21 protein-coding genes are annotated in these 24,177 nt (G+C 56.6%); 8 read left to right on the plus strand and 13 right to left on the minus strand.

What is annotated here, in order from left to right; all coding sequences use genetic code 11:
- Positions 1 to 4: 4 nt before the first annotated feature.
- Together SK47_RS10430 and SK47_RS10435 are read right to left on the minus strand one after the other, a co-directional pair.
- Positions 5 to 991, minus strand: a complete 987-nt coding sequence (locus SK47_RS10430) for a DUF979 domain-containing protein (protein WP_022651202.1) — start codon at positions 989 to 991, stop codon at positions 5 to 7.
- Positions 988 to 1,710, minus strand: coding sequence for a DUF969 domain-containing protein (locus SK47_RS10435; protein WP_003857121.1), 723 nt, complete (start codon positions 1,708 to 1,710; stop codon positions 988 to 990). The genes SK47_RS10430 and SK47_RS10435 overlap by 4 nt, the downstream gene beginning before the upstream one ends.
- 224 nt (positions 1,711 to 1,934) lie before the next feature.
- Here SK47_RS10435 and SK47_RS10440 point away from each other — a divergent pair, with 224 nt between their 5' ends.
- On the plus strand, positions 1,935 to 2,483 hold the full coding sequence (locus SK47_RS10440; RefSeq protein ID WP_003857118.1) for a winged helix DNA-binding protein: 549 nt from the start codon (positions 1,935 to 1,937) through the stop codon (positions 2,481 to 2,483).
- Here the strand turns inward: SK47_RS10440 and glgX are convergent.
- Genes glgX through treZ form a run of 3 tightly spaced genes read right to left on the minus strand, consistent with a single transcriptional unit; the run spans position 2,480 to position 8,823 of the window.
- Positions 2,480 to 4,555: a glycogen debranching protein GlgX gene (glgX, locus tag SK47_RS10445; RefSeq protein WP_003857116.1), complete on the minus strand. Its 2,076-nt coding sequence runs from the start codon at positions 4,553 to 4,555 to the stop codon at positions 2,480 to 2,482. The genes SK47_RS10440 and glgX overlap by 4 nt on opposite strands.
- Positions 4,556 to 4,570: 15 nt before the next feature.
- Positions 4,571 to 7,039 carry a malto-oligosyltrehalose synthase gene (gene treY / locus SK47_RS10450; RefSeq protein WP_048244093.1) on the minus strand — a complete coding sequence of 823 codons (2,469 nt, stop codon included), beginning with the start codon at positions 7,037 to 7,039 and terminating at the stop codon, positions 4,571 to 4,573.
- Positions 7,036 to 8,823 carry a malto-oligosyltrehalose trehalohydrolase gene (treZ, locus tag SK47_RS10455; RefSeq protein WP_048244098.1) on the minus strand — a complete coding sequence of 596 codons (1,788 nt, stop codon included), beginning with the start codon at positions 8,821 to 8,823 and terminating at the stop codon, positions 7,036 to 7,038. The genes treY and treZ overlap by 4 nt, the downstream gene beginning before the upstream one ends.
- A 131-nt stretch (positions 8,824 to 8,954) precedes the next feature.
- Here treZ and SK47_RS10460 point away from each other — a divergent pair, with 131 nt between their 5' ends.
- From SK47_RS10460 to SK47_RS10475, 4 genes are all read left to right on the plus strand, one after another.
- A complete protein-coding gene (locus SK47_RS10460; protein ID WP_003857109.1) occupies positions 8,955 to 9,482 on the plus strand; it encodes a GNAT family N-acetyltransferase in 528 nt (175 codons plus the stop codon).
- Positions 9,483 to 9,593: 111 nt separating this feature from the next.
- The gene (locus SK47_RS10465) at positions 9,594 to 10,478 is read left to right on the plus strand and encodes an SDR family oxidoreductase (protein WP_022651207.1); all 885 of its coding nucleotides are present in this window, start codon (positions 9,594 to 9,596) and stop codon (positions 10,476 to 10,478) included.
- A gap of 107 nt (positions 10,479 to 10,585) precedes the next feature.
- Positions 10,586 to 11,563 (plus strand): MBL fold metallo-hydrolase, encoded by a 978-nt coding sequence (locus SK47_RS10470; RefSeq protein WP_048244101.1) that lies wholly within the window; start codon positions 10,586 to 10,588, stop codon positions 11,561 to 11,563.
- Between the two features lies 1 nt (position 11,564).
- A complete protein-coding gene (locus SK47_RS10475; RefSeq protein WP_048244103.1) occupies positions 11,565 to 12,473 on the plus strand; it encodes a LysR family transcriptional regulator in 909 nt (302 codons plus the stop codon).
- On the opposite strand, the gene SK47_RS10480 is transcribed toward SK47_RS10475, so the two are convergent.
- On the minus strand, positions 12,464 to 13,348 hold the full coding sequence (locus SK47_RS10480; RefSeq protein WP_003857101.1) for a LysR substrate-binding domain-containing protein: 885 nt from the start codon (positions 13,346 to 13,348) through the stop codon (positions 12,464 to 12,466). The two genes, SK47_RS10475 and SK47_RS10480, sit on opposite strands and share 10 nt — an antisense overlap.
- 113 nt (positions 13,349 to 13,461) lie before the next feature.
- Between SK47_RS10480 and SK47_RS10485 the strand changes: the two genes are divergently transcribed.
- The 3 genes from SK47_RS10485 (at position 13,462) to SK47_RS10495 (ending at position 16,658) form a co-directional block, all read left to right on the plus strand.
- Positions 13,462 to 14,943 (plus strand): UbiD family decarboxylase, encoded by a 1,482-nt coding sequence (locus SK47_RS10485; protein ID WP_048244104.1) that lies wholly within the window; start codon positions 13,462 to 13,464, stop codon positions 14,941 to 14,943.
- A 130-nt stretch (positions 14,944 to 15,073) separates the two neighbouring features.
- The gene (locus SK47_RS10490; RefSeq protein WP_003857097.1) at positions 15,074 to 15,361 is read left to right on the plus strand and encodes a VF530 family protein; all 288 of its coding nucleotides are present in this window, start codon (positions 15,074 to 15,076) and stop codon (positions 15,359 to 15,361) included.
- A gap of 7 nt (positions 15,362 to 15,368) precedes the next feature.
- Positions 15,369 to 16,658: a glycoside hydrolase family 10-like protein gene (locus tag SK47_RS10495; protein WP_032658450.1), complete on the plus strand. Its 1,290-nt coding sequence runs from the start codon at positions 15,369 to 15,371 to the stop codon at positions 16,656 to 16,658.
- Between the two features lie 39 nt (positions 16,659 to 16,697).
- Here the strand turns inward: SK47_RS10495 and dsbG are convergent, their stop codons facing one another.
- The 7 genes from dsbG to SK47_RS10530 all read right to left on the minus strand — a co-directional run bounded on the left by dsbG (position 16,698) and on the right by SK47_RS10530 (position 24,149).
- Positions 16,698 to 17,474: a thiol:disulfide interchange protein DsbG gene (gene dsbG, locus SK47_RS10500; RefSeq protein ID WP_022651212.1), complete on the minus strand. Its 777-nt coding sequence runs from the start codon at positions 17,472 to 17,474 to the stop codon at positions 16,698 to 16,700.
- Positions 17,475 to 17,515: 41 nt separating this feature from the next.
- A complete protein-coding gene (locus SK47_RS10505; RefSeq protein WP_022651213.1) occupies positions 17,516 to 18,073 on the minus strand; it encodes an RNA polymerase sigma factor in 558 nt (185 codons plus the stop codon).
- A 5-nt stretch (positions 18,074 to 18,078) separates the two neighbouring features.
- On the minus strand, positions 18,079 to 18,492 hold the full coding sequence (locus tag SK47_RS10510) for a hypothetical protein (RefSeq protein ID WP_032609233.1): 414 nt from the start codon (positions 18,490 to 18,492) through the stop codon (positions 18,079 to 18,081).
- Positions 18,493 to 18,681: 189 nt separating this feature from the next.
- Positions 18,682 to 20,232 carry a methyl-accepting chemotaxis protein gene (locus SK47_RS10515; RefSeq protein WP_048244106.1) on the minus strand — a complete coding sequence of 517 codons (1,551 nt, stop codon included), beginning with the start codon at positions 20,230 to 20,232 and terminating at the stop codon, positions 18,682 to 18,684.
- 95 nt (positions 20,233 to 20,327) lie between these two features.
- A complete protein-coding gene (locus SK47_RS10520) occupies positions 20,328 to 21,344 on the minus strand; it encodes a LacI family DNA-binding transcriptional regulator (protein ID WP_048244109.1) in 1,017 nt (338 codons plus the stop codon).
- A gap of 28 nt (positions 21,345 to 21,372) precedes the next feature.
- Positions 21,373 to 22,779 (minus strand): sucrose-6-phosphate hydrolase, encoded by a 1,407-nt coding sequence (locus SK47_RS10525; protein WP_048244111.1) that lies wholly within the window; start codon positions 22,777 to 22,779, stop codon positions 21,373 to 21,375.
- Complete coding sequence (locus SK47_RS10530) at positions 22,779 to 24,149, minus strand: sucrose-specific PTS transporter subunit IIBC (protein WP_048244113.1); 1,371 nt, start codon at positions 24,147 to 24,149, stop codon at positions 22,779 to 22,781. Before SK47_RS10530 ends, SK47_RS10525 begins: the two co-directional genes overlap by 1 nt.
- Positions 24,150 to 24,177 lie beyond the last annotated feature (28 nt).

The raw sequence follows: 24,177 nt of genomic DNA on the forward strand, positions 1-24,177 counted from the left end.
CTCCTTAGCGAAACACGAGGAAATACATTAAGAACACGTTCACCACCAGCAGGGTTAACGCGGTCGGGATCTGGATCTTGATAACCTGATATTTGTCTTTTAGCTCCAGTAGCGCGGCGGGCACAATGTTGAAGTTGGCGGCCATCGGCGTCATCAGCGTGCCGCAATAGCCAGCGTACATACCGATAGCCAGCAGCGGCGCCGGGTTACCGTGATGGACGTTAATCAGGAATGGCAGAGCGATACCGGCGCTTAACACCGGGAAGGCTGCGAAGGCGTTACCCATGATCATGGTAAACAGCGCCATCCCCACGCAATAAATGACCACCAGCATGAAGCGGCTGTCCGGGTTCACAAACAGGCTGACCACCTTTTGTACCGATTCGCCGGTATTCGCCACCACAAACACCCCGCCGAGCATGGCGAGCATCTGCGGCAGGATCACCGCCCAGCCAATGGTATCGACCAGCCGACGCGACTGACGAACCGCATGCAGCGGCGTACCTTTTGTCAGCCACCAGCCGGTGAGGATAGCTGCCACACAGGCCACGCACAGCGCCGCCAGCGTAAGCTGTTTCTGGTCGAGCAGATAAACGCCGCCAATCGACACGCCTTTCAGAAATAGCGTCCCGATGACCGTTACCACGGGGATCATCAGTGCCGGTAAAAACAGCGAGTTTTTCAGCCGGTTCGACGAGGCAACACGCTCCTCCTCGGTGGACATTTTATAATGCCCCTTCCCGACCAGCCCGAAACCGGCCAGCAGCGCAATCACAATAACGGCGCCGCCAATAATGCGATACGCCAGGGACTTACCCAGCTCCTGCACCATCAGATCGCCAAACAGGAAGATCCCGCCAAACAGAAACCAGAACAGCGCCGTGGTATAGCGTTTCGGGTTAGCGCGATCGCGAAGGGTCATCACAACCAGCAGCATCACGACGAAGCCGATCAGGTAGTACACGCGGTTAATGGTGATGAGGGTCATCATGGTGCGATCTCCTGCGTACCCTGCTCTGCTTTCCAGGCCATCACGTCGCGACGAATGCTGGCATCAAGGCGTAGCAGACGCGTCATATGGATGATCAGTGCCGCAATGGCGGTCGGAATGGCCCACAGGCCGATATGCAGCGGTTCGATCCCCTCGATCCCGTTCTCTTTCAGGAACGCATCAATCAGCAGTACCGCGCCAAAGGCGATAAAAATATCTTCCCCAAAGAAAACCGCGATATTGTCACACGCGGCGGCATGGGCTTTGATTTTGTCGCGGATAGTCTGCGGCAGTTCCCCGTATTCATTCAGAGCTGCCCCTTCCGCCATCGGCGCCAGCAGCGGACGCACCGTTTGCGCGTGGCCGCCAAGCGACATCAGGCCCAGCGCAGCCGTCCCTTCGCGGGCAACAAAGTAGAGCATCAGGATACGCGCCGAGGTGGCGCTGGCGATCTTCGCGACCCAGGCCTGGGCGCGTTCTTTCAGCCCGTAATACTCCAATAGGCCAATCACCGGCAGGATCAGAATGAAGGTGGCAAGCGAGCGGCTATTCACGAACTTTTCGCCAAAGGTTTCCAGCAGCATACCGAAATCCATGCCAACCAGCAGGCCCGTCGCCAGGCCCGCCACCACGACAACCAGCAGCGGGTTGAAACGCAGTGCAAAACCAATAACCACCACCGGAATCCCGATAAGTGGCAACAGTGTAGAACTGTCCATAAACGTTACCCTATCCAAAGTGAGCGTTGCGCGCCGACGGCTATTTTTTATACTTCGCAGCAGAGCGAAGCCGGTGCATTACGGCGCGCGATGTTGTGTTTTGCGTGAGGCTCCACAGAACCTGCACTAAAAAGCTATATCTGAACGTCAAAAACATGTAAACAATTTATCAATAAAATGTTCTTATTTTATCGACGGGTTTACATTTCGGGGGAAGGATCGTTATGACAGTAAAGAAAAAGACGACAGCGTTAAACCACGACGATATTGCGGACGGGCGAATCGTCTCCTCCCGTCATCTCGTCTCAGAGCGGTGTGCTGAATTATCAGAGCTGGAATATGCGCTGATCATGACCAGCAATGCGTTTAACAAATGGATGGTGCGCTGCATGACCGCAGCGGGTGAACCGGATATGGGGGCCTTTGATGTTTCGCTTCTGCACCACGTGAATCACCGCAACCGTAAGAAAAAGCTGGCTGACATCTGCTTTGTGCTGAACGTGGAAGATACCCACGTGGTGACGTATGCGCTGAAAAAGCTGGTCAAGGCGGGCTACGTCACCAGCGAGAAAGCGGGAAAAGAGCTTTTTTTCTCCACTACGGAGGAGGGAAAAGCGCTGTGCATGAAGTACCGGGAGGTGCGGGAGGCCTGCCTGATCAACATTCATGCGGAAAGCGGTATTCCGGGCGCGTCGATTGGCGAGACCGCGCAGTTACTCCGCGCGATCTCCTCCCTGTATGATACCGCCGCACGCGCGGCGGCCTCGCTTTAAGGACGGCGGAACAGGGTGATACTCCGCCCGGCCAGCTCGTAATCGACAGATTCAGTGATGATTTCCCCCGTGGGGGCATCCTCCGACGTCGAGAGTTCGAGCACCCAACCCCCTTCGCCAAACTGCGGGATCTGGAATGGCACCGTACCTTCAAACGGGTTAAACAGCATCAGCACGTCTTGCCAGACGCCCTCTTCCTGCTCAAGATCAGGACGGCTGATGGCAAGACCAAGGGTGGAACCCTCGTCCCACTGTTCCGACTGCTGCGGTCCGCCACCGGCGTTAAACCAGCGGATCTCCAGCCCGTCGCGCCAGTTCTCACGTCGCAGCAGCGGCTGCGTCGCGCGCAGGGCAATCAACCGACGGGTAAAGTCGCGCAGCTTCTCGTCGTTTTCAGTGAGTCCTTCCCAGTTTACCCAGGAGATCTCGCTGTCCTGACAATAGCCGTTATTATTGCCCTTTTGCGTCCGGCCAAACTCATCGCCTGCCAGCAGCATCGGCGTGCCGTGCGAGAAGAAGAGCGTGGTGAGGAAGTTGCGCTTTTGCCGCTCGCGGGTGGCAATGATATCCGGGTTTTCCGTCGGCCCCTCTTCGCCGTAGTTATACGACCGGTTATCGTTATGTCCGTCGTTATTATCTTCCCCGTTATCGGCGTTATGTTTCTCGTTGTACGATACCAGGTCGTTCAGCGTGAAGCCGTCATGCGCGGTGATAAAATTGACGCTGGCCCACGGACGACGCCCGCGCAGATCGTATAAATCACCGGACCCTAACAGACGGGCGGCAAAATCGTTAGAAACGTTATCCCCCTTCCAGTATTCACGTACCGTATCGCGGTATTTGTCGTTCCACTCACCCCAGCCAGGTGGGAAGCCCCCCACCTGATACCCGCCGGGGCCGATATCCCACGGCTCACCGATGAGCTTCAGCTTCGACAGAACCGGATCCTGGGTCACGGCATCAAAGAAGCCGCCGCGCGGATCGAACCCCTCCGGCTCACGTCCGAGAATGGTCCCGAGGTCAAAGCGGAAACCGTCAATCTGCATCGACTCCGCCCAGTAGCGCAGGGAGTCCATGACCATCTGCAACACGCGCGGGTGCGAAGTATTAACGGTGTTCCCGGTGCCGGTGTCGTTGATGTAATATCGGTGCTGATCCGGCATGGTGCGGTAATAACAGAAGTTATCAATCCCCTTAAACGACAGGGTTGGTCCCAGCTCGTTGCCCTCCGCCGTGTGGTTATAGACCACGTCGAGGATCACCTCGATGCCCGCGTCATGATAGGCACGCACCATGTCGCGGAAACCCTGGATGCCCGCCGGGCCGTAATAGCGGGACGCTGGCGCAAAGAAACCGAGCGAGTTATAGCCCCAGAAGTTTTTCAGGCCGCGATCGAGCAGGTGCTGATCGTCAGGGAACCAGTGAACCGGTAGCAGCTCGACCGAGGTAATGCCGAGGCTTTTGATGTACTCCACCGAGGCTTTATGCCCCATTCCCTCAAACGTACCGCGCAGTTCAGGCGGAATAGCCGGGTTAAGCTGGGTAAAGCCTTTTACGTGGCTTTCATAGACCACGGTATGCGGCCACGGGATATCGGGCCGGCGTGAGTCCTGCCAGTCAACGGCATTGGGGTCGATGACCTTACATTTGGGCGTAAATGGCGCGCTGTCTCGCGTGTCAAAACTGAGATCCAGCTCATCGTGTCCCAGCTCATAGCCGAAGTGGGCATCGTTCCACTCAATGTCACCCACCAGTTCACGGGCATAGGGGTCAATAAGCAGCTTATTGGGGTTAAAACGGTGACCGTTCTCCGGATCGTAGGGGCCATACACACGGTAGCCATACAGCGCCCCCGGTTTCAGATCCGGCACATAGCCGTGCCAGACCTCATGGGTATATTCCGGCAGTTCCAGGCGGGCGATTTCTGTTTTTCCCGAAGGATCAAACAGACACAGCTCCACCCGCTCCGCGTGGGCGGAAAACAGGGCGAAGTTTACCCCTTTCCCGTCATAATTTGCGCCCAACTGCTGGCCATGACCGGCCCGAATTTCAAACGTTGTATCCTTTGGCATTTTTGTTCTCCTCGATTAGTCGCAGGTAAGCAGAACCAACAAACATCCCTTTTCAGACGTTAAATCCAGCGTCTCTGGCAGAAGGCGACGCTCACCGGTAAACAGATCCCGGTAGTGCTTCCCGGCCAGCTCCTGGGGTATGGCCACGATAGTGTTGGCCCACAGCATCGCATTGTCGGTGACGTCAAACACCAGACGCGGCACGGCGACGATCAGCGCCTCGTCATCTTTTATGCGGGCATAAACGATCAGATTCTCCTCCCGCTCACCGGTTACCTTCAGCGGCAGCCAGTCGCCGTAGCGGAAAAGTGCGGGGTAATGTGGCCGAAGCCGTAACAGCGTGGCGGTAACGTACTGCTTCACGCTGCCGTCTCGCCAGCGTTGCGCATCGTTAAAAACGGTGCCATCCGCTACGCTGAGGTTTTCCGCCAGTGCGACGAAATCCGGTTCGCGGCGGTTATCCGGGTCGACGAGGCTGAAGTTAAGCCCCTCGCTGCCCTGGTAGATGTCCGGTACGCCAGGCGCAGTCAGCTTGATCACCGTCTGGCTCAGGCTGTTCATTAACCCAGCCCGAATAAACGGCTGGAGTGCGGCACTGAAATCACGCAGGAACAGGGTGTTATCCGGGGAAAGCAGATGGCGCACGTAGTCCAAGACCACGCTCTCGTAACCTTCGTTGCTGTCGATCCAGTCGGTACGCTGCTTGGCCTCGCGCAGGGCTTTCTCGATAAAGCCGAGGAAACGCTCTTCCAGTGACTTAAGGCCATCACGATCCTCAGGCGACAGGGTTGCTGGCCAGACGCCCGCCAGCGCCTGGAAGATCATCCAGGTGTCGGCGGCGTTCGGCGCGGTGCCATCGTTGAGGAATCGGACCTGCGTCTGGTTCATCTGCCGCCAGCGCGCCAGATTTTCTCCCCACAGATCTGGCGCTTCCGTCAGCGTATACAGACGAGCTCGTGCATCCTCGCCGCGTTTGGTGTCGTGGGTGGAAGTTCCCAGCAGCGCATCGGGCTGGCGGGCAAGTCGAATGCGCATCTCCTGATGAAAACGGGAAAGTGAAAACGCGCGCGGCGTCGGGTCGGCGCCGACTTCGTTCAGGGCCAGCTCCAGGTTATGGCGGAAGAACAGCGTATCCTCTACCGATTTTGCCATCAGCGGCCCGGTCAGTTGCTGAAAACGGGTGCGGAAAAGCGAGGCCAGCGCGTGGTCATGCTCCGGCAGATCGCCGGTAAGAATACGCACGATCAGGCTCAGAGCGGGTTCAGAGGCGTTGACGCTGGCGACCACACGGCTGAGCAGCGCCACATCCGGTGGCGTCAGTCCCTCAGCGGTGCCGTAGGTGCGATACACCGGAAACGCGATAAGCAGCTCACGCAGGGCATGGCGGATATCATCATGCTCCACTTCGGCGCCGTTATGCCCGGCCAGCTCGCTGGCTATTTTGAGCAACGTGGTAAATTCACCCTCAAAATTACGATCGGTCATCAGCCCTTTGGCGTTGCGAAGTTCCGCCTGCCTGTCCACGGTCGTACCCAGCGTCTCGTCGTAGAGCATCTCCAGCCGCGAGAGGTTGGTATCATCCACCAGCACTTCCGCCAGGGAGGCGATAAACTCATAACCCGTAGTACCTGAGATGGGCCACTCCGGAGGAAGCTGTTCCCCTTTGGCGAGGATTTTTTCCACCGTGATGTAGCAATCCGGTCCGGTAGCCGCACGCAGTCGCTGCAAATAGCCCAGCGGATCGGCAAGCCCGTCCACATGGTCAATGCGCAGGCCGTCGACAACCCCGGCGTGGACAAGCTCAAGGATCAGGTGGTGCGTATCTGCGAATACCGCCTCATCCTCTACCCGCACGCCGACCAGCCCGGTGATTTCAAAAAAGCGACGCCATGAAAGCTGTTTCGGCGCTTCACGCCAGGACATCAGCCGCCAGCTTTGCGCCTCGTGGATCTCAGCGATGCTCTTGCCTTCGGCATACGTGCCGGGATTAAGCGGATAGGCGGTATCATAGTAAACCAGCGCTGCGCTGTTTGTGACACTGTCACGTTTTAAGGTGATAGTCCCCCGCTCCAGCTCGGCTTCAAAGGTGTCGCCAAGAAACGGCAACGTCAGCGGTCGGGACCAGTCGATATCAAAATACGCCGCATAGCGGCTCTGCCCGCCATGTTCGATAACATCGCGCCACCAGCGGTTTTCCAGCGAGGTCGACATATGGTTAGGAACGATATCCAGAATCAGCCCCATCCCCGCCTGTTTCAGCGCCGCCGCCATGCGGTCAAACCCTTCCCGCCCGCCAATCGCCGGGTCAATTTCGTTGGGGTCGGTCACGTCATAGCCGTGGGTGGAATTCGTGGTTGCGGTGAAAACAGGCGACGCGTAAAGATGGCTGATACCAAGGTCTTTCATATACGGAATCAGGTCTGCAACGCGGTCAAAGGTCATGCCGTTGCGAAACTGAATTCGGTAAGTAGAGGAAGGGATCATAGCGCTGCTTCTCCATCAGCAAAGCGAACAACAATGCTGTTCGGCGGCAGGTTTTCGACTGCCTCCGGCCAGCTAAAGATCGTTTTTCCGGGCAGGTCCGGTAAGGCGAGCGGCTTTTTGCCGATATTCAACGCCAGCGACAACGTGCCGGACGGAAAACGCCAGCTCACGGCAACCATGCCGAGCGCCGTTTGCAGGACGTTACCCTCCACGGTGCCCCGCTGTTTCAGTAACGGGACGATAAAGCGCTGACGCAGCACAATCAGCTCGCGCGTGACGTGCAGCCACGCCCTGCCTTCCTCCGTGTCTGCCTTGTTCCAGTCAAGCTTCGACCGCATAAAGGTATTTACGTCATTGGGGTCCGGTACGGTTTCATCGTGCCCGGCATGGCCGGTAAACTCTTTCGCGCGCCCTTCCCGCACCGCTTTCGCCAGGTCGCCGTGGAAGTCGGTGAAAAAGAGGAACGGATGCGTTTCGCCATACTCCTCGCCCATAAACAGCAGCGGAATATGGGGCGACAGGAGCAGCGCCGCGAACAGCACGCGCGTTTTATCCGCCCCAGCCAGAGAGATAAGCCTCTCCCCCTGGGCACGGTTGCCGACCTGGTCGTGATTTTGAATAAAATCGACAAAAAACTGTGGGGGTTGCTCGCGACACTCTACCCCGCGCGATTTTCCGGTCTGAAGCGAGATTTCCCCCTGGTAGACAAAGCCTTCTGCCAGCGCCCGCGCCAGTTTTTTCTCCGGCTCAAAGGCAAAATCCTGATAGTAGGCGTGTGATTCTCCCGTCGCGAAGACATGCGCGGCGTTGTGAAAATCATCATTCCATTCGGCGGTGAAAAGCGGCGTCTGACCATGCTCATCACGCGGATGCAGGAAAATCACGTTGCGACTGTCTTCGGTGGTCAGATGGATATGCCGATCCGGAAAGGCGTCGCGGATCCGTTGCGCTATCTCGGGAAGAATATGGGTCTCAGCGTCGTCATGGATCTGGTCGATGGCGTCGAAGCGCAGACCGTCAAGATGATACTCCGAGAGCCAGAATAACGGCGCCTCAGTGATGTATTGCCGGACAGCTTCAACCTCATAGGCAATACCGTTGCCCCACGGGGTCATACGATCCTGATGGAAAAACGCCGGCGAGAGCAACGGCAGGTAGTTCCCTTCCGGGCCAAAGTGGTTGAGTACGATATCCAGCACCACAGAAAGCCCGAGCGCGTGGGCGGCATCAATGAAGGCATGAAAATCATCCGGTGTACCATAAGCCGAGTGCGGGGCATACAGCAGTACACCGTCATACCCCCATCCGCGCGCGCCCCCGAACTGAGACACGGGCATCACTTCCAGTTGCGTAATACCCAGTTCGGCCAGATAAGGCAGTTTGTCTATGGCCGCCCTGAAGGTTCCTTCCCCGGTGAAGGTGCCGATATGCAGCTCGTAGATCACCGTCTCTTCCCACGGTCGTCCTTGCCATTCGCGCTGAGCGGGCAGGCTGCGACGCGGGTCGATCACCACCGACGGGCCATTGACGTCAGCCTGCTGCGCGCGCGAGGCCGGGTCCGGCACCGCCATTCCATCCTGTAAAACAAACTGATACGTCGTACCGTGCCTGACGCCGGGCACGTCAATCTGAAACCAGCCGTCGCCCACCGCCGCCATGGGAATGTCGGTATCGGTTAAACGCAACGTGAGATCTTTTTGCCCTTCTGCCCAGACGCGAAAACGTACAACGTCATCGGAAATAAACTCAGCACCCCAGTGCCTGCGACATGTTCTGAATTCCATTCATTGTCCTCGAATGACCACATTTTACGCGGAACGAAATACAAGCTTAGACCAGGATCTACAGAGTGTTATGCCAGCAGAGTATGCCGCTTCGTCTATTATCTATTTATAACTCCCACTTAAGGAATACTATGCATATTCGAAAAGGATTAAGCACCGACCTTGCCCGTCTTGAATGCTGTGATTTTTCTTTTACGGTCGATGAGATTGCCAGAGAGCCTTTTCTCAATGGTGATTTGCATATCGAGGCGCTGACCGAACCTTATCTTAAAACCTATGAACTGGATCTCCAGACGCTGGAAAATCATTGTGTTAATCCGGATTCAATATTTCTTATCGCCGAAACGGATGACGGTGAAATCGCCGGTTTTATTACCGCGTCCTGCAACTGGAATAAATTTATATCGGTGGATTACATTGCCGTGGAGCGTTCAAAGCGTCGTACGGGCGCGGCGCACAAGCTGATGTCCGCCACCCACGTCTGGGCGCGAAGCCTCAATGCGCCCGGGTTACGGCTGGAGACGCAGAACGTTAATGTTTCTGCCTGTCTTTTTTATCGTCACTATGGGTTTATTCTCGGCGGTTACGATCGCTACCTTTACAACGCCCTGCCGGAAAAAGATGAGGTCGCCCTTTTCTGGTATTACATGCTGGCTTGAGAAAATATTTTATATCCGCTACCGGAAGATAGATTTGTCTGAATTTGTCAATTTTGCCCGCTTACGTTTAATTAACGACTAATCTTGGAATTCACTATTAAGGAGGCCGGTATGTCTACAGGAAATAATCACACGCTGCATTACCCTCGTCCACCGTTTGCTGAACAACCGCAAAGGGCCCCCGGGCTGGCATCGGAAATGAAGCCAATACCGGATCATGGTGAAACAAGTTATATCGGGTCAGGAAAACTGGCAGGAAAAAAAGCGCTGATTACCGGCGGTGATTCCGGAATTGGTCGCGCGGTAGCGATCGCCTATGCCCGTGAAGGCGCAGATGTCGCTATTGGCTATCTGCCGGAAGAGGAGTCCGATGCGGCATCGGTCATTGCGCTGATTCAGGCTGAAGGCCGTAAAGCGGTCGCCATTCCGGGCGACATTCGCGTGGAGTCGTTCTGCGACACGCTGGTGGAAAAAGCCGTTGCCGAACTGGGCGGCCTGGATATTCTGGTGAATAACGCCGGACGCCAGCAGTACTGTGAATCTATCGACGATCTCACCACGGCAGATTTTGACGCGACGTTTAAGACCAACGTCTATGCCCCCTTCTGGATCACCAAAGCTGCGCTACGCCATTTGCAGGAAGGCGCCGTGATCATTAACACCACTTCCGTTCAGGCGTTTAAACCGAGCGCGATCCTGGTGGACTATGCGCAGACCAAAGCCTGTAACGTAGCCTTTACCAAGTCTCTGGCCCAGCAGCTGGGACCGCGTGGAATTCGGGTGAATGCCGTCGCGCCAGGTCCATACTGGACGCCTCTTCAGTCCAGCGGCGGCCAGCCGCAGTCCAAAGTTCAGAAGTTCGGGGAAGATACGCCCCTGGGCAGACCGGGCCAGCCGGTTGAAATCGCACCGCTGTATGTATTGTTTGCCTCCGATACCTGCTCATACGCCTCCGGGCAAGTGTGGTGCTCTGACGGCGGTACCGGCGTGCTGTAAAGCATCCTCTCAGACCTATCCATTCCATGGATAGGTCACATTCACTTCCCGGCGGTTCTCAAAAATCGCAGTTGAACTATGATGAACTTACTATTGAGGAGCCCATCATGTTTACTGTGAAAAAACTTGCGATATCAACCCTGTTGGCCGGTTCGGTTTTATTCTTTCCCGCTATCCACGCGGTGGCCAGCGTTCCGCAGCATGTGGTGAAACAGCAGGCTGGCGGCTACAGCGTTCAGGTTGGCGATACGATTGTCACCGCCTTTACGGACGGCAGCGTGCCGCAGGATCTGCACGCCTTACTGCGCCGGACGACGGCGGAAAATACCGATGCGTTACTGGCTAAAAACTTCCAGTCCAATCCGGTGGAAGCGTCGATTAACGCGTTCTATATCGCCATCCCCGGCCACAAAATTCTGGTGGATACCGGTTCCGGTCAGCTGTTTGGCCCCGGCAAAGGCGGGCGGCTGATTGAGAGCCTGGCGACCCAGGGCATCAAACCCGAAGATATTACCGATATTCTGATCACCCATGCGCACTCCGATCACGCTGGCGGCCTGGTTAAAGACGGTCAGCGCGTGTTTACCCGCGCGCAGGTGTATGTCGGCAAACCGGATATCGATTTCTTCTTTAACGACGAGAACCAGAAAAAGTCTGGCTATGACCAGAACTACTTCGACGTCGCGCACAAGACCTTAAAGCCCTATCTGGATGCCGGAAAAGTGACGACCTTCTCCGGCACGGAACAGCTTCTGCCGGGCATCAGCGGTACGGTTCACCCGGGTCACACTCCAGGCTCCGCGTTCTACACGCTGGAGAGCAAAGGTGAAAAAATGACTTTTGTCGGCGACATCATTCACGTTGCCGCGGTTCAGTTCCCACAGCCCAACGTGACGATTGCTTACGATGAGGATCAGGACGGCGCCGCCCGGGTGCGCAACGCTGCTTTCGCTGAGTTTGTGAAAAATAAAGCGCTGATTGCGGCGCCACATCTGCCTTTCCCCGGGATCGGCTATGTGACGAAAGGTGAGCGGGACGGCTACGCGTGGGTTCCGGTGACCTATACCAACCGTGACGCAAAATAAGATGTCCCCCTCCGATATGGATATGGACCTGATCCTGACGCTGGATGCGTTACTCAGGGACCAGAATATCACCCATGCCGCCGCGCGGCTGGGCATCAGCCAGCCGGCGATGTCTGCCCGCCTTGCGCGCCTGCGCGTGTTGTTTGGTGAGCCGCTGTTTGTCCCTTCCCCACACGGACGTGGGGTGTTACCGACGCCGCGCGCCGAGGCGTTAAGGCCGCAGGTCGCGACGGTTTTGCAGGGTATATCGGCGATGCTTGAACCCACCACGTTTAACGCGCAGAACAGCAACCGCACCTTTGTGATTGCCCTGCACGAGAACCCGGCGCTGATGCTGGGGGCAGAGTTGCAGAATCAGATTAGCAGTGCGGCACCAGGTATCCGCCTGCGTTTTGCGCTCCCGGAAACCCAACTGCTGCCAGCGCAGATGGAAAATGGCGATGTGGATATTTATGTCGGCGTTAACGCGGTGGCGCACGATGCATGGGTCAGACGCAAGCTGTTTGACGATGAATATGCCACAGCCCAGCGAAAAGGCCATCCGCGCGGTACGAGTCCGATGGATCTGGATAGCTATTGTAGCCTTTCCCACCTAGTGGTTTCATCCGAGGGCGACCCGTTCGCGGGCTTTGTCGATCAGCATCTGGCGGGGCTTGGCCACCAGCGTAACGTAGTGATGTCGACGCAAAGCTATGCGATGGCGCCTGCGATTGTTGCCGGTACCGATTTGCTCTGCACCTTACCCAGACGCATGTTGCTACGGTTTACGCAAACGCTTGATATTTTTCCACCGCCGCTGGATCTCCCGCCGATCGTCATCGGTATGTACTGGCACCCGAAAAACAGCCAGGATCCGGCTAACCGCTGGCTGCGAGAACAGCTTCTTCAGGCCGCCGGACGTCAGGTATGATCGAGGATACTCATCAATTTTTTCAGCACCTCAGAGCGAATAATCCGGTGGCAAACCAGCGTCAGCTCGCTCTCCCGGAGTCGGTCAAGAATATCCACAAAGACGACGTTTTGTACGCATATCGCCTTCGCTGAAGCCGGCAGCATGGCGATGCCAAACCCTGCCGAGACGAGACTTATCACCGTGGGGACATCGGTGGCATTTTGCACAACGTCAGGCTGTATGCCCGCGCTGTGGCAGGCATCATAGAAATATTGCTCCAGCCCCATCCCCTCCGGGTCGCGCAGGGCGATCCACTTCTCCTCTTTCACCGACGCAAGCGTCAGCGCGGCGGAGCCCGCCAGGCTGTGTTGACGAGGTAAGGCCAGCACGGCTTTTTCCGTTGTGAAAGGACGGCTTTGCAGATCGTCAGGCAGCAGCGGTAACGGGGCACGAATAATGGCCACATCCAGCTGGTTGCTTTGCACGCCGGTATAAAGGGTTTGCACGTTTCCCGTCATCATTGAAAGGCTGATGGCTGGCCATTTCTCATGTAAAAGCCGCAGCGCGGCGGGCAGCTTACTGTCGAATATCGCACTTGAAACACATCCGAGATTCAGCACGCCCTGTTCTCCTCTGGCCGTCTGTCTGGCATCCAGAATCGCCTGATCGGTCATTAAAATCGCGACTCTGGCTTTACTGAGAAACGCCTCACCGGCTGGCGTCAGCGTCAGGCGACGATTCGCCCGGCTAAAGAGCATTACCCCCAGACGATCTTCAAGCGTTTTTATCTGCTGACTCAGCGCGGGCTGCGCCATGTTAAGGCGCTCCGCCGCTCGATGCATGTGAAGCTCTTCCGCCACCACGATAAAATTGCGCATCAGTCGAAACTGCATACCATGCCTTTATTATTGATAATAAAATTCATATTAAAATAGCATAAATGATGCAATTGATAGCCCTCTTCGTCCGGTTAAGAATGGATGCATTCATCCGAGGGGGGAAAAATATGGAAAACCACATCAACGATCTCAGAAGTGCTATCGAACTGCTAAAACGCCATGAAGGTCAATACCTTGAAACCAGCCATCCGGTCGATCCTGACGCGGAGCTGGCGGGTGTGTACCGGCATATTGGTGCTGGCGGCACGGTAAAACGTCCGACGCGCATTGGCCCGGCGATGATGTTTAACGCTATTAAGGGATACCCCGACTCCCGTATACTGGTCGGAATGCACGCCAGCCGCGAGCGAGCGGCGCTCCTGTTGGGCTGCGATCCCTCTGAACTGGCAAAACATGTCGGCCAGGCCGTGAAAAACCCGATTGCTCCCGTTGTGGTTCCGGCGGCCCAGGCGCCGTGTCAGGAAAAGGTGTTTTATGCCGACGATCCGGAATTCGATCTGCGTAAATTGCTTCCGGCACCGACCAACACGCCGATAGATGCCGGTCCGTTCTTTTGTCTGGGGCTGGTGCTGGCAAGCGATCCGGAAGATGCCTCACTGACCGATGTCACTATTCACCGTCTCTGCGTTCAGGAGCGCGATGAACTCTCCATGTTTCTTGCCGCGGGCCGCCATATTGAAGTGTTCCGTAAGAAAGCAGAGGAGGCGGGTAAACCGTTGCCGGTCACGATCAATATGGGTCTCGATCCCGCTATCTATATTGGCGCCTGTTTCGAAGCCCCTACCACGCCCTTCGGCTACAACGAACTGGGTGTCGCCGGTGCGTTACGTCAGACCCCCGTCGAGCTGGTGCAGGGTGTGGCCGTAAATGAAAAAGCGATTGCGCGTGCGGAAATTATCATCGAAGGCGAACTGCTGCCGGGCGTGCGCGTAGAAGAAGATCAGCATACCCACACCGGGCACGCGATGCCGGAATTTCCCGGCTACTGCGGGGAGGCTAACCCCTCCTTACCGGTAATCAAAGTGAAGGCCGTCACGATGCGTCATCAGGCGATCCTGCAAACCCTGGTAGGACCGGGCGAAGAGCACACCACGCTGGCCGGTTTGCCAACGGAGGCCAGCATCCGTAATGCGGTGGAAGAAGCCATTCCCGGTTTTCTGCAAAACGTCTATGCGCATACCGCTGGCGGCGGCAAGTTCCTTGGCATATTGCAGGTGAAAAAACGCCAGCCCTCTGACGAAGGGCGTCAGGGTCAGGCGGCTCTCATTGCGTTAGCCACCTATTCCGAGCTTAAAAACATTATTCTTGTCGACGAAGATGTGGATATTTTCGACAGCGACGACATCTTGTGGGCGATGACGACCCGTATGCAGGGCGATGTCAGCATCACCCATCTGCCGGGGATCCGCGGACACCAGCTCGATCCGTCTCAGGCGCCGGACTACAGCCCCTCCATTCGTGGCAACGGGATCACCTGCAAAACGATTTTCGACTGTACGGTGCCCTGGGCGCTGAAGTACCGCTTTGAGCGTGCGCCCTTTATGGAGGTAGACCCAACGCCGTGGGCACCTGAACTGTTTAAAAAATAGCGTTAACCGGAAAATCTTCTTCACCCTTCACGGGTGAAGAACCTCACGCTGAAATTGCCGCGTCCCCTGCTTTCTTGTAACCTTTGAGCGTTTATCACATCCCCATAAAAAATGAGACTACCGGACGCCTATGACAGCACATGTTTCCAACGATCCTTTGCATGGCGTAACGCTCGAAATGCAGGTTAACGCGCTGGTTGCGCGATATGGCTGGAATGAACTGGGCAACCGAATCAAAATCAACTGTTTTCGCAAGGACCCGAGTGTTAAATCGAGTCTGAAGTTCCTGCGCCGCACCCCATGGGCGCGGGCGGAAGTTGAAGCCCTCTACCTCGACTCCCTTCACGATGACGGTAACGGGGAGCAGGACGAACCGGCGTTTAATCCCTGGACGGATAGCCGGACACCCAGGAGCTAACACGCAAATGATGCGACACGTAAAACGGACTGGCGCGCTGCTTGGCTGCGCGCTTTTACTGGTAAGTTGCACTTCCAAACCACCTAAATCACTCGTAACCCCGCTGCCGCAGGCGAAACCTGTACAGCAGACTAACGAACCCATGCGCGGGATCTGGCTGGCGACCGTCTCCCGTCTCGACTGGCCTCCCGTTTCATCGGTGAATGGCCGTAGCGCGGACCAGCGCATCGCCCAGCAACAGCGGGCGTTGACGGACAAGCTCGATAAGCTGAAAAATCTTGGGATCAACACCGTCTTCTTTCAGGTAAAACCGGACAGTACGGCGCTGTGGGCTTCTAAAATACTGCCCTGGTCAGATACCCTGACGGGGACTATCGGGGAAGATCCCGGTTACGATCCGCTTCAGTTTATGCTGGATGAAGCGCACAAGCGTGGGATGAAGGTTCATGCCTGGTTTAACCCATACCGCGTTTCCACCAACACGAAGCCGTCGACCATCGCCGCGCTTAACCGCACCTCGTCGCTTCATCCTTCGAGCGTGTACGTCCTGCATCCGGAGTGGATTCGCACCTCGGGGGATCGTTTTGTTCTCGACCCGGGCATTCCCGAGGTGCGGGACTGGATAACCCAGGTGGTGATGGAAGTGGTAAATCATTACCCTGTCGACGGCGTTCAGTTCGATGACTATTTTTACACCGAGACGCCGGGCTCCCCCCTGAATGATGCCTGGACCTTCAGGCGCTATGGCGAAGGATTTGCGTCAAAAGCGGACTGGCGTCGACACAATACGCAGCAGTTGATTGTGCAGGTCTCCAGGGCGATCAAGCAGGCTAAACCTGAGGTCGAATTTGGCGTCAGCCCGGCGGGGGTCTGGCGCAATCGCTCCTTCGACCCGGCAGGCTCGGACACGCGCGGCGCCGCAGCCTATGATGAATCCTACGCTGACACGCGCAAATGGGTACAGCAGGGATTACTGGATTACATTGCGCCGCAGATCTACTGGCCCTTCGCCCGCGACGCGGCACGTTACGATGTGCTGACAAAATGGTGGGCTGACGTAGTGAAACCGACCCACACCCGTCTGTATATCGGGATCGCGTTCTACAAAGTGGGCGCGCCTTCCAGAAATGAACCGGACTGGACGGTGAACGGCGGCGTACCGGAGCTGAAAAAACAGCTCGACCTCAATGATTCACTGCCAGACGTTAAGGGCACCATCCTGTTCCGTGAAGACTATCTTAACCAGCCGCAGACGCAGGAAGCAGTAAATTACCTCCGGGGACGCTGGGGTAGTTGACTGAAAAAAGGCAGAAACGTCCTGTTTCTGCCTTTCTTTTTACGGCTTCGGTCCGAACATTGCCTCAAGCTGTTTTGCGTCTGGCATACCCACGACCTGTTGCAGTTCGTTTTGCTCATTCAGGTAATAAATAGCCGGTGTGGCATTCGCGCCGAGACTGTCCATGAGCGTCTGGTGATTTTGCAGGATCTCAACGGTTTCCCGGGACGCCGCTCCTTCAGGTTTCGGCAGCTTTTTACCGCCGGACAGCTCGTACGCTTTCCAGGCCGACACCGGATCTTTCGCATTCAGGATCGCGGAGGCGTTACGCCCGCTGTTCGGGTTAAGAAACGCAACCAGCAGCGTGTTGAGCTGGACCTTGCCAGCCTTCACCCACGGCTGCGCTTCAGCCCAGAACTGCTTGCAGTACGGGCAGAACGGGTCGGCAAAGACGAAGACTTTGCGCGGGGCACTCTCCGCGCCCTCCTTCAGGGGATGCGCCGCATTGAGCTTTTTCCACATCTCGCGGCCCATCGGGGCGTAGATCTCTTTCTGGAAAAAGGCCTCGCTGAGGTTGGTTCCCTTCTCATCATACAGATAGCCAGACACGACGTGCTTTCCGTCAGGGGTCAGAAAGAGCGTCACGCCCATGTCCTGATATTGCCCCAGCCACGCTGGCGCGCCGCCGGGTGCGTCAATTTTCTTAATGATCTTGATGTCCTGCTGTTCACTGAAGTGCTTCACCACATCCGGAAGCGACTCCTCTGCCCTGACCAGCCCCGAAACCATCAGAGCAGAGAGTAACAGCACCTTTTTCTTTGCTAACCGTTGAAGCATAACGCCCCCTCTAAGATATTGTTTTTCAGAGTGGTCGAAGTTTATTGCCCTGTCAACGCTTCATAAATATCCTTGAGGCGACTACGCAAAAATCGCACAGCTTTGTGTTTACGGGATAATAACGCCTGCACACTGTCGCCTGTTTCCTCTGCCAGCACCTTCATGCTGTAGCCCTCAAATTCCGTTTTTTCAAACACCTCGCGCTGAGGTGGCGGCAGTTCCGACAGGGCTTGCCCCAACTCTTCCCATAGCAGCATGTTGAGATACTCCTCTTCCGGCGTTTGCGGTACGCCGAATAACGTTTCTGCAATCTCCTGCTCCGGAAAGTCCTCGTCATCTGCTGTCAGGTACCCCGGCAGTGAAACCTCGTGCTTTTTTCGCGCCCGGTCGATCATCTCATTTCGTGCGGCGCGAAACAGCCAGGCGGCGACGTTCTCGACCGGTTGTTCCACTTTCATCAACTGCCAGGTCACTTCCTGAAGAATATCATCGACATCATCACGAACCGCAGTCCTTCCGCGAATGAAGGCTTTTAGCCGCGTGCGGCAGGCATTGAGTGCCGAGATCAGTAATGATTCCCCCGCCTCACCGGCTTTCATATCGCTCACTCGGCTTCCGGCGCTTTTGCACCGTTATCATCTCGCTTTTCATCCCGGCCATCGTGCCACCGGCAATGACCGTGGCGCCCAAATCCCGCCCGACGCTGCTGAATGAAGGCCTCACGTTGTTCGGGGCTCATATTCATCCATTGTTCGTGCATACGGCGGTGCGCACCGAACATGCCCGGACGGAAACCCAGCCCACCGAAAAGAATGCGGCTCAGCAGCAGGATCCCCAGCGCCTGCCAGAAGCCAATGGCTTTAACCCCCAGGATGGCCGGGAGCAACGCGTTCCACAGGGACATGACCAGCAGGCCAAGCACCACGAACAGGACTGTGCCAATCACGATGCCCTTACCCATACGATGGCGGCCCAAACCACGCCCGTGACCTTTTCCGTGCATATCAAAATTTCTCATGTGTACCTCGTTTATATTGAATGATTATGGTCTCTGATGAGGTAGACGGATGAGGAACAGAAATATTGCCGGGGAAAGATAAAATTTATGTGATAGCGGCTTTGTACGGATAACAGTAATGGCTGAAGGAGATTGTGCAGCGGCTACATGCAGACATTAAAAAGGCTCCCTCAGGAGCCTCTCTGAACATCACGCCGTAGCAGGCAAACTAAAGCTCGAGATACTCTGGGACAGCTGCTGCGCCTGCTCCTCCAGCGAGGCCGCGGCGGCGGCGGATTGCTGCACCAGCGCCGCGTTCTGCTGGGTCACACCGTCCATCTCCGTTACGGCCTGCCCAACCTGACCAATCCCGCGGCTCTGCTCTTCTGAGGCAACCGAAATCTGTTCCATCAGCGTATGCACTTTATTCACAGAGCTGATAATAGAATCAATCACCTCTCCCGAACGATTCACCAGTTGTGCACCGTTTTTCACGCTGGAAACAGACTGGGCGATAAGGCTTTCGATATCTTTCGCCGCCACCGCGCTTTTTTGTGCCAGGGTGCGCACTTCACTTGCTACCACGGCAAATCCTCGCCCCTGCGTGCCAGCACGCGCCGCTTCAACGGCCGCGTTTAGCGCCAGAATATTAGTCTGGAAAGCAATGCTGTTGATGACGCTGGTGATGTCTTCAATACGCTTCGAATTGGACGCGATAGTATTCATCGTTTCGATGACTTCACGGGTTACCGCTTCACCGGTATGGGCATTTTTCACGGCATCCTGCACCAGCTTACCGGCCTGGAAAACGTTGTCGGTGTTATTCGCCACCGTCGCGCTCAGCTCTTCCATGCTGGCGGCCGTCTGGGTCAGGGCCGAAGCCTGTTGCTCTGTACGGGAGGCCAGGTCGATATTGCCGGAGGCAATTTCCTGCGCCGCATGCGTCACGGTGTGGCTTGCGTCGCGCACCTGAGAAATGGTGGAGAGCAGCGCCTGGCGCATCTGCTCCATCGAGGACATCAGGTGATTGATTTCATTCCCGGAATCACGCTTGATCGGTACCGGTACGTCCAGCTTCCCGGCCGCAATCTGGCGACAGTGCTCGCGCGCCAGGTTCACCGGCGCAAAGACCACGCGTTTCATCAGCAGGCTGACGGCGAAGATAACCACCACGAACAGCACCGCAATGCAGGCGATAATAACCAGACCCGACACGAAATTATGACTCGCATCCTCGTTCAGCGTTTTGGCGTACTTCTGGTGAACGGAGAGAACCTGATCGAGCACAATTTCATATTGGCGATCGAGTTGAGACACCACGGGAATAAGAGCGTTGAACCGCGACACATCGTGAGCGGCGGCAGCGGCAATCAGCGGTGCCAGTCCCTGGTTACGGTAGTTTTGCCACGCCTCCTGGTAGGCAGTGACCAGCGGGGCTTCTTCCTGCAAACGCGGCGAGGCCATAAACGCCGAAAATGCACTATCGGCTTTGGTCAGCGCCTCTTTAACCGAGGCCAGTTTCGCAGACGGGTCGGTAGCGTCCCCCGCTTCCACCATTTTCACATACTCCATAACCCTGACGCGCAGGGTTCGGCTGTGGTTAATGGGATCAATAATGGACAGGACAACCTGAATTTCTTTGTTCACATTATCCAGCGAAGTATTACTTTTAATGATGAGCCCAACGCTGGTGATAGTGCTGGCCACAAAGAAGAAAAGCAGGGAAAACAGGATAATCAGGGATGATTTTTTCAACGACATAACACACCTCAGGGATATAATTTCCCTTTGGTTATCGGCTGAATCCAATCTTTAATTAATTAAAGTTATAGATGTACCCCTCATACGTTACCCTGTCACTCCACGGCCTTGTATCGCCGTTGCAGGGTGGCATCCAGCTTACGCTGGATCGGCTCCGGCGTTTCCCCTTCAATCAGTTTGCCAATCAGATCAAAGCAGTGCCAGGCGAGCTGGCGGTTATCCTGACGAACGGTATCGACAGGAATGGTCAGAGAATCATAGAGATAGTGATCGTCAAAGCTGGCCAGACGCATATCGCTTTGCAGCAGATTATGTTGCCCCATATAGCGCAACACCCCTTCCAGCAGACCGCAGGCGGCGGTAAAAAGGGCTTTTGGCGGGCGGCCCAGGCGTGCGCAAAGCTCGGCAAACATTTCGTAGCCGGAGCTCGGATGGTAATTACCATGAATGATCCACTCCGGACGTAACTCGACGCCAGCGTCACGCAGCCCCTGCTTAAACCCTTCCAGACGGTCACGCGTCGGGGAAAGCCGCGGCTGGCCGCCGAGGAAGTAGAACTCATCCGGATGCTGGCGCGCGATGTCGGCCACCAGTGTGGCGGTTGGGGTAACTGAATCGGTGAGGACCAGCGGCAGAGTACTGTCGTTCATATGACGGTCAAAAAGCACAACGGGCAACTGTTCGCTCAGCTTTTGATAGTCCGCGTCGTTGAGCATGCTGGAGGCGACAATCAGCCCGTCCACCTGGCGGGCCACCATGTTATTGACCACCACCGTCTCCTGGCCCGGATTTTCATCGCTACAGGAGATCAGCAGCTGAACACCCGCCTCGCGGCAGAGGGTCTCCAGCTCATGAGAAAAAACGGCAAACCCGTAGTTGGTGATTTCCGGCACCACCAGACCAATGGTGTGGCTGCGGTTGTCTCGCAGCGAACGGGCGTGAATACTGGGCTGATAATGATGTTCTTTGGCAATCGCCAGCACGCGCTCGCGTGTCTCCTCCGCCACCCGAAGCTCTTTGCTGCGGCCGTTCAGCACCAGGCTGGCGGTGGCTTTTGATACCCCCGCGAGCTCAGCGATATCTTTAATGGTGACGCGTTTTGTTTTTCTCACAACGACTTAGATCCGGCTGCCAAAACCTCTATTCTATCATGCAGCTGCGCAGCGACCAGTAGCGTAATGTGATGTCGGACGCACCTTCGAAGCGTACCTGGGCCGGATGGTCAGGAAAATAGCGGCTGCTAATGACGCCTTCACCGTGATTGATGAAAATTTCGACGCTGGAACGGTCACACAGCACGCGTAAATGATGAACAGTGCCCTGCCAGTAGCGGGTCAGCGTGTCTGCGGTTTTCAGACTGGCGCGTTCCAGACGGATCCCCGCATCATCCACAATCAGTCGCAACGCGCCGGCAAAATCCACGTTCACGCACGAGGCGCTCAGTTCGAACTCAAGACGCGCTCCCGCCAGCACCGGGGCATCGCTGGCGCGTCCCTGCCAGTGGTGTTCATCCTCGCGCAGCGTTTCCAGCTCACGGACCGGGGTCTGCCAGAGCTTACCGTCGCGGTAGCGCAGCTCGCGAGCACAGGTCATCTGGTGGATCCAGCCGTGCGCCCGCGTAGGCTGGAGCATCTCTTCGCCGTCCGGCACGCCCATCCAGCCGATGAGGAGGCGGCGGCCATCTTCTGCCACCGTGGTTTGCGGCGCGTAAAATTCGAATCCGGCGTCAAGCTCATGCAGCTCGCCGTGCGTAAATGCAGGGGTTTGATAATCAAATGCCCCGCTCATCCAGACGGCCGGATAGGTGTTGAGATAGCGATGCGGTTCGCGCGCCAGCCCCTGCGGACAGCAGATCAAGACGTGTGTGCCATCAAGCTCAAACAGATCCGGGCACTCCCACATATAGCCCGCGTCCGTGAGTCCGTTGACGCCGTGACCGGCGATTTCGCCGCAGGACGCCCAGATGTGTAAGTCGGCTGACGTAAACAGCAGCACCTTGCCGCGCTTATGCCGATCCTGCGCCCCGAGCACCATGTACCACTGCCCGTCATGGCGCCACACTTTCGGATCGCGGACGTGCCCGGTATACCCGTCCGGCAGAGGCAACACCGGTCCCAGTTTGGCAAACGTGCCGTCGTCATTTTGCACCGCCAGACACTGCCAGGCGGTGCGGCCGCCATCGTCAAACTTAACGTTGCCGGTATAGCACAGGGTCAGCACGCCGTTGTTATCCACGGCGCTGCCGGAGTAACAGCCGTTGCGGTCATACTCTTCGTCAGGCATCAGCGCCATTGGCTCGTGCTGCCAGTGCACCAGATCTGCTGAGCTCCAGTGTCCCCAGCACTTGTAGCGATGATCGCAGCCCAGCGGGTTCCACTGATAAAACAGATGATAGCGTCCGGCAAACCAGATAAAGCCGTTCGGATCGTTCATCAGCCCCGTCACCGGCGCGGGATGCCACTGCGGATAGTGGCTGTCCGCCAGCGCACGCGGCTGGCCTTGCATCACGGCCTGCAACACGGCAGGCCAGCGGGAAGGTAAGGTCATTATTCAGAGTCCGTCTTATATTTCAGCAGCAGAGAGACGGTGAACGCCACGCCAAAGGCAATCACCATGCCGATAATATAGTTGAGCAGCGAGCTGGCCTGGACAATCGCCATGCCGGGAAGCGCAGTCAGGCCAACGGCGGTCATGTAGACATGCACCGACACCACCCAGGCACCGCCCGCCGCACCACCGATCAGCGCCGCGATAAACGGCTTCACAAAACGCAGGTTGATGCCAAAAATTGCCGCTTCGGTGATGCCCAGCATCGCGGAAAACGCCGACGGTAAGGTAATGGCTTTGATTTTAGCATCGCGGGTTTTGAACCACACCGCCAGACACGCCCCGCCCTGCGCCACGTTCGCCATCGCCCAGATCGGCAGCAGGAAGTTAACGCCAATCGACGGATTACCCAGCAGTCCGGCTTCAATGGCGTGGAAGCTGTGGTGAATGCCGGTAATGACAATCACCGAATAGAGCCCACCAAACAACAGCCCGGCCAGCCAGCCCGCGTGGGCAATCAGGGTGCTAAGAATGAAGGAGATCCCGTCGCCCAGCGCGCGTCCCGCCGGGCCAATAATCAACAGCGCGATAAAGCCGGAGATAATGACGGTCAGGAACGGCGTCAGGATCAGATCTAACGCATCCGGTATTGCCCGGCGCAGCTGTTTTTCCACAATGCTCATAAACCACACCGCCAGCAGTACCGGGAATACGGTTCCCTGATAGCCAATCATGGCGATTTCAAGACCGAAGAAGTTCATGGTGTGGAAGCCGGACGCTACGCCCCAGGCGTTGGTCAGCGCCGGATGAATCAGGATGCCGCCGAGCGTTGCCCCCAGATACGGGTTGCCGCCAAACTCCCGCGCGGCGGTGAAGCCAATCAGGATCGGCAGAATAATAAACGCCGCCGAGCTGCACATATCCAGCATGATATAGAGCGCGTTATCCGGATTAACCCAGCCGTAGGTTTTAACCATCCCCAGCAGGCCCATCAGCAGACCCGAGGCCACGATCGCCGGGATAATCGGCACGAAGATGTTGGAGAGCAGACGCGCGATACGCTGGAACGGGTTCAGCTTGCGGGCCGCAATATCCGCCGCTTCCGATTTACTGGACTCGCTAATTCCTGCCGCCTGAATAAACGCGGCGTAAACCTTATTCACCACCCCGGTGCCGAAGATCACCTGCATCTGCCCGGCGTTGCGAAAACAGCCTTTCACGCCTTCAACCTTGCCGATAGCCTGCTGGTCGGCAAGCGCATCATCGACCAGCACCAGACGAAGGCGCGTGGCGCAATGTGCCGCGCTGGCAATGTTCTCTTTGCCACCGAGCAGCGGAATCAGCTCGCGCGCAATATGATTAAAATCCATAGATACCTCTTCCTGACCTCTTTTTATG

Source organism: Enterobacter sp. BWH52, from assembly GCF_001037565.1.
GTDB lineage: Bacteria > Pseudomonadota > Gammaproteobacteria > Enterobacterales > Enterobacteriaceae > Enterobacter > Enterobacter hormaechei_C.